This window comes from Desulfitobacterium sp. (genome assembly GCF_982384815.1).
Genome location: NZ_CEVWNY010000021.1, coordinates 21916 through 32907, shown reverse-complemented (window position 1 = coordinate 32907; position 10992 = coordinate 21916). Strand labels below are relative to the sequence as shown.

At 42.1% G+C, this 10992-nt stretch carries 9 protein-coding genes; all 9 read right to left on the bottom strand.

Annotated features, from left to right (window positions below; all coding sequences use genetic code 11):
* Nucleotides 1-514 precede the first annotated feature (514 nt).
* The 9 genes from panB to AC1U9U_RS05480 all read right to left on the bottom strand — a co-directional run bounded on the left by panB (nt 515) and on the right by AC1U9U_RS05480 (nt 10975).
* The gene (gene panB / locus AC1U9U_RS05520; RefSeq protein WP_479959555.1) at nt 515-1363 is read right to left on the bottom strand and encodes a 3-methyl-2-oxobutanoate hydroxymethyltransferase; all 849 of its coding nucleotides are present in this window, start codon (nt 1361-1363) and stop codon (nt 515-517) included.
* Nucleotides 1364-1509: 146 nt separating this feature from the next.
* Nucleotides 1510-2916, bottom strand: coding sequence for a sigma 54-interacting transcriptional regulator (locus tag AC1U9U_RS05515; protein WP_479959554.1), 1407 nt, complete (start codon nt 2914-2916; stop codon nt 1510-1512).
* Between the two features lie 28 nt (nt 2917-2944).
* A complete protein-coding gene (locus AC1U9U_RS05510; RefSeq protein WP_479959553.1) occupies nt 2945-4195 on the bottom strand; it encodes a (Fe-S)-binding protein in 1251 nt (416 codons plus the stop codon).
* Between the two features lie 5 nt (nt 4196-4200).
* Complete coding sequence (locus tag AC1U9U_RS05505) at nt 4201-5394, bottom strand: FAD-binding oxidoreductase (RefSeq protein ID WP_479959552.1); 1194 nt, start codon at nt 5392-5394, stop codon at nt 4201-4203.
* 16 nt (nt 5395-5410) lie between these two features.
* Nucleotides 5411-6784 carry an FAD-binding oxidoreductase gene (locus tag AC1U9U_RS05500; protein ID WP_479959551.1) on the bottom strand — a complete coding sequence of 458 codons (1374 nt, stop codon included), beginning with the start codon at nt 6782-6784 and terminating at the stop codon, nt 5411-5413.
* Nucleotides 6785-6829: 45 nt separating this feature from the next.
* A complete protein-coding gene (locus AC1U9U_RS05495; protein ID WP_479959550.1) occupies nt 6830-8071 on the bottom strand; it encodes a nickel pincer cofactor-dependent isomerase, group 22 in 1242 nt (413 codons plus the stop codon).
* Between the two features lie 13 nt (nt 8072-8084).
* Nucleotides 8085-9362, bottom strand: a complete 1278-nt coding sequence (locus AC1U9U_RS05490; RefSeq protein ID WP_479959549.1) for a TRAP transporter large permease — start codon at nt 9360-9362, stop codon at nt 8085-8087.
* A complete protein-coding gene (locus AC1U9U_RS05485; protein WP_479959548.1) occupies nt 9359-9871 on the bottom strand; it encodes a TRAP transporter small permease in 513 nt (170 codons plus the stop codon). Before AC1U9U_RS05485 ends, AC1U9U_RS05490 begins: the two co-directional genes overlap by 4 nt.
* A 63-nt stretch (nt 9872-9934) precedes the next feature.
* Nucleotides 9935-10975 carry a TRAP transporter substrate-binding protein gene (locus tag AC1U9U_RS05480; RefSeq protein WP_479959547.1) on the bottom strand — a complete coding sequence of 347 codons (1041 nt, stop codon included), beginning with the start codon at nt 10973-10975 and terminating at the stop codon, nt 9935-9937.
* Nucleotides 10976-10992 lie beyond the last annotated feature (17 nt).

Below are 10992 nucleotides of genomic sequence, written 5' to 3'. Positions count from 1 at the left end.
CGCCGCCAGCGTTCGTCCTGAGCCAGGATCAAACTCTCCATAAAGTTAAACTTATGAAGAAAATTTGATTGCTCAAATTGTCTTTTACTCATTGACGAGTCATTGGCTGTTCCTTGTTGTTTAGTTTTCAAAGACCATTTTGTAGACCATTTTTATGGTTTATGTGGCTGAGCCACATTTATAAATGATACCAGCAAGCTTCGCGTTTGTCAACTATCATTTTTTGTTTTTATTCCGTCAGGACGTTGTGTTGGCGGAACATTTGATAATATACCACAACGCTTTTAAACTTTTCAATTACTAAATTCGTGAAATATTTACTATCTTCCTTGATTGCCTCTGTTTTTATTTAAATATCTCTGTTGTTCTCCTGAATCCGACTTTTTTCAGATCAGTGCCTGTATTAACTATTGTAGTATGTCCCCATAAGTCCAATAAATAATCCCTCTGCGCACGCACAAAAGAGCGCAGCCACTTCTAGGAGGCATGCGCTCTTTACCATCCCCGTAGTCAATTACCCAAGCAAAGTTTCAAATTCCTTTACTTCTTCTTCCGGCATTTTATAGGTATGTTCACCGTCTACCGGGAACTTCCCTTCCCTGACATCTTGAGCATATTCTTTAAAAGTATTAGTCAACACTTCACCGACATTCGCATACTTCTTGACAAACTTCGGCGTGAAATTGTCATAGAATCCAACCATATCCGCATAAATGAGAAGTTGTCCATGTGTATACGGACCTGCACCAATCCCGAGTACAGGGATATTTGCTCTCTCAGTAATCGCCTTGCCAACTGCGGAGGGAACTCCTTCTACCAAAATACTGAAGGCCCCCGCCTCTTCAACAAGTTTTGCTTGTTCAACTAGTTTTAAAGCAGCTGCGGCACTCCGTCCTTGTGCTTTGTAGCCGCCAATTTGACCCATGAACTGGGGAGTCAAACCAATATGTCCCATGACAAGAATTCCAGCTTCTTGAATAGCCTTGATCCGACTCGTTATTTTTGTTCCCGCTCCTTCTAACTTGATTGCATCACATCCAGCCTCTTTTACCAACCGACCTGCATTCATTACAGCTTGTTCATCTGAAATTTGGTAAGACATATATGGCATGTCACCAACAATAAAAGTATTCGGTGCTCCACGTCTTACGGCTTGGCAGTGACGAACCATGTCATCCATAGTAACAGGGAAAGTCGTATCATATCCTAAACTGACCATTCCCAAAGAATCGCCCACCAGAATCATGTCTACCCCGGCTTTTTCCTCCATCTTTGCCGTTAGGTAATCGTAAGCAGTTAAATATACGATTTTCTCTTCATTTGCTACCATTTGATTAAAATCATTAATAGTTTTTTTGCTCATAGTTATCCCTCCTCTGATGTTTTTAATAATCCGACTCTTTTATCTATTGCAAGTATTGTGCCAATTGTAATTCCTCGTATTTCCGCGCCTTTGGGTTTTTCTCTTCTAACAGTTGTGTTAGAAATTTGTTTATTCGCGTTAGACTACTACTCATTTACACTATTTTTAAGCCTATAAGCAATCTGGTAATACTCAAGATTAATACCCATTTTTTTCAGTTCGGCTGCAATTCTCCGGGGACCTAGTCCTTCTTCATTTAGCCGTTTAATTAACTGTTCCAGGTTTTGGGCCGGCTTTAGCCCTACCTCTTTAACCTGTTTCCCGCTTTTTTCCTCTATAAACATCCGATACGGCAAATTTTCCTCATCCACGACTACTTTTAATTCCTCCGTATCCCTGGTCAAAGTGCTGATTAGCGGTGAGGCGGAGTCGATCGAAGCATTCACAACATCCCTGAATTGCCTAATATTCCTCTCATAGGTAGCCTTCAAAAGAATGTTCTTAGCGGCTTCTGTAAATACGATTTTCAACTCAATATTGTAACGACTTTTTGCCTTCGACTGATAGGAACTTACAAACGAATTAAATAGGTCCTCTTTTTCCGCAAGGGATCTTTCCCTTAATGGCGGCAACTCAATCTGGTACTGGGCCAACCTCTGATACAATTCGGGGATGAATTCTTTCTTCAGGTCCTTACTGGAGGCTGTAATAATGACAACGTCAACTTCCCTTTCCGTTCTTCCGCCGATTCTTCTTACTATGCCGGATTCAATCGCCTTAAGGAGCATGGCCTGATGAGGACCTAAAGTCTGAGCTTCATCGAGAAAGAGAATCCCTCCATTCGCTACTTCGATTAAGCCCGGTTTATCATAAGCACCGGTAAACGACCCTTTTTCTGTCCCAAATACCTCCATTGCCGCGATATCCGCATTGGTGAATTGCGCACAGTTTATTTCAATAAAAGGAGAGCCCGCTTTAATAACTCCTATTCTTTCCGCAAATCTATACATGGCTTTAGCCAACATTGTTTTGCCCGTGCCTGTCTCGCCAACAATTATACTATGCCTCGGCCCTCCTAAGGACGCTATGCTCCTCTGTGCCTTGTCCATTGCCTCCCTTAGACTGCTGTCTTTACCTACCAGGGAATCAAAGACATCGTTTCGGTTCAGGGCTAACTCAATCTCCAGCTTTTCCAACCTTTTCGACAGTTTTTCTATTTCGGTTATATCTCTAAAGGTTGCTATTCCTCCGGCAAATTCCCCTTCTATATACAAAGGTGTCGCATTAACAATGAAGATTCTATTTGGGTTATGCACGATTTTCTGATCAAAAACCGGTTTATGAGTAGCCAGAACTTCTAGTAGGGCTGCTTTAGGATAGAACTCGGTGATATGCTTACCGACCATTTCAACTTTTTCCCCTACATAATTAGCCGAACTCTGGTTGGCATACACAATTATGCCATTGGCATCGACAACATTAACACCTTCCCGCAAGGTCCCCAGTATTGTGTCCATCAATATTTTGTTATTTTGTTTAAGATCAATTCCCACGCTACATATCCCCCCACATAGGTAATATTTAGCTATTCCCTAGATCATAAGATTCAGCTAATAATTCAGAGAGGTGTTTCACCTGCCCGGAAATTCCAAAGGCCTTCAACCCAAAATTTAACTGCATCATGCAAGCCGGACATGAAGTTACCAGGATATTCGCATTGGTTTCAGTGTAATTTTCCAGCTTACGCTTAAGTACCTTTTTGGATATCTTAGGGTGAAATACACCATAAGAACCTGCTCCTCCACAACACATGTTTGCTTCTTTCATCTCTACGAATTTCATACCTGGGATACTTTTTAGTATAGTCCGCGGGGCTTTATCTACGTTCAATCCTCTGATACTGTGACAAGGATCGTGATAGGTTATTCGCAGAGGAATTTCCCTTGATCCGGACTGATAATCAATGGCTAATAGATAAGTGCTTAAGTCGGTAACTTTTTCCTTCACACTTAGTGCCATTTTTTTGTACTCAGGCTCATCTATGAAGAGTTCTTCGTATTCTTTTATGATAGCTCCGCAGGTAGCACAGTCAAAAACAAGCGCCTCCACCTTAAGGTTCGCAAGTATATTCAAGTTATATCTTGCCAGTCTCTTGAATTCCTCAAGGTCACCCGCACTCTGGTGGGGAGCACCACAACAAGTTACCTCCGGAACAATTACTTCACAATTATTTGCTTGGAGAACTTCGATGGTTGCTCTACCAACATGACTAAAAAATTGGTCAACCGAACATCCCAAAAAGTATGCTACTTTATGAGTTACATCCGGAGCCTCTTTAAGAATTTCCGGTAACTGTTTCCTTAAGCTCAACTTTGGCATGTCCGGTAAAAGATTGTTGGGATCTTTTAAAATTCCAACATGACTTACCGCTTCTCTGGCACCGCTTTTTTGGTAGATTCTCGTTATTTTACGGGCCAGATTAAGCCTCCTCGGATGGGAAAAGAATCCCCTGTATATTATTCGTTTAATTAAAGGTAATCCCTTAGTTTCAGTAAAATGCACCCTAGCCTCACTGATTATTCGGGTAATTGGTACATTGGAGGGACAACTTTCTTCACAAGCTTTACATAATAAGCATTCATTTATAAACTTATCCATTTCTGGTTCATGGTCTAAATCAAGTTGATTTTCTAAGCCTAAACGGAGCAAACGCAAGCGCCCACGTGCGACTGCAAATTCGTTACCGGAAGTTTTATACGTTGGGCAAACATCGTGACAGGATGCACAACGGTTACATTTCATGATGGTATCTAACAGTTCCGCTTGCTTCACTTCTATCACTCCTTTAAGAATGCGTTTTCCGGAACTAATATTTTTTTCGGATCAATTTGAGCTTTTATTTCATGCAGAAGCTTAAGGTTGGCTGTTGCCGATTTAGCCTTTAGATTGTTTCCCCTCAGCCAGCTTCCCCCATACTTGCAGATTTCTTCATGCAATTCCGTCATCCGTTGGCTTTCTGATTTAATTTCTTTTAGTTCCATTTCGAGGACGCCATTAGTGACATTCCCATAGAAGCTAGCCGAAAGTTGCTGTTTTCCTGCCCATGTCCATAGCGACTCCAGTGCCTCGCCATAATTTTGAAGGGGTAACATTGCTCTATGTGTTATTTCTTTTGGTTTTTCAAGTAAACTAGCCATTCTTTTAAAACCGTATTTTTCTTCCATCTCGGATGCCTGTAATTCGACCGTTTCCTCAAAACCTTCAAGTTCTAACTGCACGGAAACAGCCTTTTCTTCTGCCCTCAACAGCAGAGCGGCAAGGCTTAATTTTTCGTTTAATATTCCATTGACCAATCCTTTTACTTCCGTCAAATTCTGTAGAGAACGCGTAATTATTAAATTTTTCTCCGGCAGCGGTCGAAGCCGTAGGGTTACTTTGGTAATAACTCCAAACAATCCCCAAGATCCCGCCAGAAGTTGGCTTACATCATATCCGCTTACATTTTTTACAGTTCTGCCGCCCACCCTAATTAAATCACCCTGCGCGGAAATAAATTCCATACCCATGACATAAAATCGGCTGCTTTTATACATATACTTTTTTCGTCCATAGCCATTCACAGCGACTTGCCCGCCGATTGTTGCTGAGGCTTCATCCGGTTCCACAGGATAGAAGATATTATCTATGGCTAATATCTTCTGAAGTTCCTTAATGGTTAGCCCCGCTTCTACCTCTATACTCATATTTTGAGGTCTATATTCAACGACTTTTTTTAGTTTTTGAGTGGATAGTAGTATCCCGGAAGTAAAGGGCGCAATCTTCTCCATAAACATTGTTCCGGCACCCACAGGATAGACAGGTGTTTGAAGTTCATTGGCCAATTTCATAATCCCCTGAAGATCCTCGACGGATTCAGGATAAAGTATTAAATTTGGCTTATAGCCGGATTCTAGAATTTCTTGGTACCGACTACTCATGTCATTTGAAGAAATATATTTATTAAAGGCATCAACAACATGTTGCTGGGCCATAGATCTTCCTCCTTTCCTATGAGATTAGTTTACCGTTGTTCAATCTTAGCTGGGGATCAAATGCCAACCTTAACTTCTTCATGTAGTGTAAACTCTCCTGAGTAAAAGCTAGGGGCATATATTTTATCTTTTCCAGACCAATACCATGTTCTCCTGATATTGTTCCCCCTTGTACCAGGGCTTCCTTGAAAATTTCATCACATACAATTTCAACTACTTCACTTTCCCGAGAATCCCTATGATCATAAAGAATGTGAGGATGCACATTCCCATCGCCCGCATGAGCCAGTTGAGCAATTATAACCCCATACTTTTCCGAAAGAGCGGAAACGTTACTTAACAAGTTAGGCAAACGATCCCTTGGCACAACGATATCCTGGGTAATCATGGTCGGTTTCAGTTTTCCCAGAGCACCGTTGCCTGACCTTCTGGCTTTCCAAAGGGATTGTCTCTCTTTTTCTTCACTTGCAATACGATAATTTTTAGCTTTATTCATTTGAAAAGATTCTGTAATAGCTTTAACCTGCACTTCTACTTCCGAGCTGAAACCATCGACTTCTATTAAGAGTAGTGCCTCTGCATCTAGAGGTAAACCTAGCTTTGCGTAATCCTCTACAGCTCTGATCATCGTATTATCCATAATCTCCATTGACGTTGGAATTACACCCCGCGCTATAACATTAGCTACACAGTCCCCGGCATCTCTGAGATTATCGAAAACTGCGGTCATTGTCATAACATGAGAATTAATCGGGGTTAATCCCAGGAACGCCTTGGTAACTATACCCAAAGTACCTTCCGAACCACATAAGAAATAACTCAAATCAATTTGTGCCTCGGAAGGAGACAACATCTCACCGGTTCTTACAATATCACCGGAGGGAAGAACAATCTCCAAGCCCAATATATTGTCCTTTGTACAACCATATTTTACCCCGCGCATACCGCCGGCATTTTCTGCAATATTACCACCAATTGTAGCCGCGTTTAGACTACCGGGGTCGGGAGCAAACATTAATCTATAAGGTTCAGCCGCCATCTGAATTTGCTTGTTGATGACACCGGCTTCTACTAAAGCTGTACGGGCAATCGGGTCAATATCTAAAATGCGATTCATCTTATTCATTGCGATAACAATGCCGCCCTGATCAGCAACAGCACCACCACTCAAACAAGTTCCGGCACCCCGCGGCGTAATTAACAAACCATACTTTTGAGCGAACTTAAAGATATCGCTAACCATTTCCGACGATGTTGGGAAAACTACCGCCTCCGGATGCCCCAGAAATTGAGAAGAATCATAGGAATAAGTGGCAAGGGGTATTTTCTCCGTAATCAGATTATCTTTGCCAACAATATGCCCTAGTTCTATTGCAACTTTTTTTAGCACTAAACCACCTTCTTCTGACGGAAAATAAGGATTATGACATACTAGTCAAAAAAGGCATAAGTTTTGAGTATCTTCCGAAAAAGAAATAGGCCCGATCTCCTCTATGATGCTTATATCCTTATTCTCTCTTAATTCATCAACTAAGCTTGGAGAAATATAGAACTCCTCTAGCTCCATTGTGTTCTTAATCAAACAAACCCTTGCTTTTTCAACGGGTATTGGACCAATCGTCTTCAGAGCTGTTGTAATTGCTTCTTGGTCATTATCTAAAAATATCGGAATCTTACCTCGTTCTAAATAAGCGGTAGAAATCACGTTGGCATACATAGTTTTAAAGTCAATTTTTTCAACGAGTTTCTTAGTAGTTAAATCGGCCAAACCAATTCCCAGAGCATTGCCATAAGAATCCTCCGCGAGATCAAGCACGACAACCCTTTTGATCTGTAACCCTTCCGGCTCCGGTAACCCTTCCACTCTCATTCTGCCAATAACATTCGTGTCCATACCGGTTCCACTGATAGTTTTGCCTATCATCTGCACCACCAGCACGTCCAGATCCTTGAAAGGGAGTCTTGCCATTTGGGACTTGGCCTTTTGCAGCAAATATTTTTCCTTTTCAAACAATTCCTCACCTGTGACGAGCTCTAAGTATGCTGTTTCTTCATGACTATTTTCCACAATTGCCATCCCGCCCAGGATATTCGCTTTTTCCAGAACCATCTTTGCCGCTAAGGGAATATACTTACTCAAGCCATAGGTATGTAAAGTGACACACCCTTTTTGTTTGCCCAGCCCAATTGAAAGCATTTTGACCAGGCCACTGCCCAAGGGACCCCCAAAATCGGTGTGGGGTTTTACACGATTAATCAAGAAGACCCCCTCGGCCTCCATTGCAAACCTATCAAAGAAAACAGGAACTATCCCGTCAATTTTGCCTAACTCAACAACCTCCATGCTGGAATAGCTAGGTACACCGGTGCTTTCCTCGCTTACTCCTAAGCTGTTTAACACTTTCAATTGGCCCTCGGCGGTAGCCCCGCCGTGGCTGCCCATAGCCGGGACGATAAACGGGTCTGCCCCAAGTTTTTTAAACTCGGCAATGACTGATTTTACAATTTCTGATATATTGGCAATCCCTCTGCTACCGACTGCAATAGCAATTCTGCTGCCCGGTTTAATCCGTTCAGCTAATCCGGCTTTCAAAAACTCCTGTGAAATTGCCGAAGATAAGTCGGAAATTTTGATCGGATTAAAACTTTGCTTAACTTTGAATAAGTTTAAGTTCACAGGTACCTCGCCTCTATTTCATGAAATGTGTCGGTAAATACATCGAAATAGCAGGAACATAGCTGATTATTAAAACGGCCATTATCATCGCGATGATATACGGAATAATTGCCTTGCTAATCCTTTCAATACTCAGATTACCTATACCACAGGCAACAAAGAGGTTAACCCCCAAGGGTGGCGTAAGCATACCAATCGCCGTATTCACAACCATTATCAAACCAAAATGAATCGGATCGACACCCATCTTAACAACAAGAGGCAAGAAAATTGGCGCTAAAATGATAATGGCGGCGTTGGTTTCCATAAAACAACCAACAATCAATAACAATATATTGATTAAGAGCAGAATTACAATTTTACTGTCGGAAAAACTGATAAAGGCTTGAGCTACGGTGTCCGGAATCCGCTCGCTGGTCATGATCCAGCCAAAGACTGAAGCCGCGGCGATGACCAACATTACAACCGAAGTGCTGACGGCCGAGTTTGCGAAAAGTTTGCCTAAGTCTTTAAGCTTCAGCTCCTTGTACACAAATATCCCGACAATGAAACCATACACAACCGCTACACAGGCCGCTTCAGTGGGTGTGAAAATTCCGCCGTATATGCCGCCAAGGATAATTACAGGCATCATCAACGCCCAAAAGGCATCTTTAGTTGCAATTAATACCTCTTTTAAACTAAAATGACCGGTCCCTGTATAACCCCTTTTCTTGGCAATAAAGTATGTTGGTATCATTAGAGACAAACCCACCAAGGCACCACTACCAAAACCACCTAAGAATAGGGACCCGATAGAAACACCGCCAACAACCCCATAGGTAACCATAGGAATACTAGGCGGAATAATTACCCCAATCGACCCGGCAGCCGCCATTACCGCAGCCGAAAATCCCAGATCATATCCTGCCCGAACCATTGCCGGAATCATGATGCCCCCAAGAGCTGCTACAGTAGCCGGACCCGACCCTGAAATCGCCGCAAAAAACATACTGGTAACAATGGCCACCATAGCCAGACCGCCTGTGATATGCCCTACCATTTTATTGGCAAGATTGATAAGCCTACGAGATATTCCTCCGCCCTCCATCAGGGTACCCGCAATCATAAAGAAGGGAATTGCCATCAGCGGGAAAGACGCAGAGGCTGTAAACATTTTCTGGGCAACAACGGTAAGCGGAATGCTGGTACCAACCGTAAGTGCTATAACAGCGGATAAACCCAATACAACGGCAATAGGTACACCTATTACCATCAATGCGACAAATCCTCCGAAAAGAATACCTGTCATATACTATTTCCCCCAGTGTGCATAATTTCGTGAGCCTGCTTATTGCTTTTTTTCATTTCACCTATAAATTTTTCAACAAACCGGATTGTAATAAAGATACTTCCAACCGGTACGGAGAGATAGGCATAGTACATCGGGATTCTCATGGCCGGCGAGACCTGGCCCGTTGACATTTGTGTCAGTATGATTCTAAAACCAACAACAATTAGAACGGAAAAAAAGATAGCGGAAACCAGATAAGCTAAAGAAACGACGTACTTTTGAGCCCTCTTGGGAAGCATAAGAATAAATGCCTCAACCCCAATATGCGCTCCCCGCTTTACGCCAATACTGGCACCCAAGAAGGTTACCCAGGCGAGAATATAAATTGCCAATTCTTCGGACCATGATAAGGAATTATTAAGAACAAATCGGCTAAAAACCTGTATAGCTACGATAATAGTCATAGTAGCCAATAGAAAAGCACAAAGATATTCTTCTAAATTGGCGAATACTTTTTTGATTTTCAACGAAATCCCCCCTTAAGGAAAACCGAGGCAGGCAACAAACCTGCCTCGGTATTCTAGAACTTATTACTGTTGCGCACTGATGACTTTATCGATCAGCTCTTTACCGATTTTCGCTTCATATTTGCTATAAACGGGTTTTACCGCCTCTTCAAATAATTTCTTATCGACTTCGACAACATTTACGCCGGCCCCTTTGATCTTATCCAGGTATTCATTCGTTTGCTCGGCTATTAAGCCTCTCTCATAGTCCCTTGCTTCAACGGCGGCATCTTTAATAATCTTTTGATATTCCGGGGATAAGGAATTTAAGAATTTTTGGGAGATTAAAAGCGGTGCTGCCGCATAGAAATGACCGGTTAAACTCATTTGCTTCTGAACTTCATAGAATTTGGAAGTCCAGATAATCGGAATCGGATTTTCTTGTCCATCGATTGTACCCTGTTGCAATGCCGTAAATAATTCACCGAAGGCCATTGGGGTTGGGCTGGCTCCCATTGCACTAAATGTATCCATGTGAATGGGGTTCTCCATGAGGCGGATCTTAAGCCCTTTAAGATCTTCAGGCTTATTGATGGGCCGTTTAGCATTCGTGACATGCCTGAAACCATTCTCCCAATACGCGAGACCGACAATTCCCTGGGACTCAAGACTTTTTAAGATATTTTCTCCAATCTCGCCATCGAGTACTTTATAGGCTGATTCATTATCCTTAAAGATGAAAGGCAAATCAAATACCAAGAATTGCTCAGTAAAGCTGGACAGTGGAGCGGTTGATACTAGAGCCATTTCTTGGGTCCCCAGTTGCAGTGCTTCAATCATGTCCCTTTCGTTACCTAATTGTGAGCTGTGAAAAACTTCAACCTTTATTTTTCCATCGGTTTTTTGACTAACAATCTCACTGAATTTGTTCAAACCAAAAGTATAGGGATGATCAGGTGCTAAAACATGCCCTACTTTAATTGTGATGGTTTTGTCACTGGCATTGTTATTTGCATTGTTATTAGGAGCAGTTGTTTTGTCCCCACCGCTACTACATCCTGCAAGTCCTAACATGAGTACAAGAACCACAATAAGTACCGAAGCCATTCCTTTTTTTCTTAACAAACCATTCTCCTCCTTTA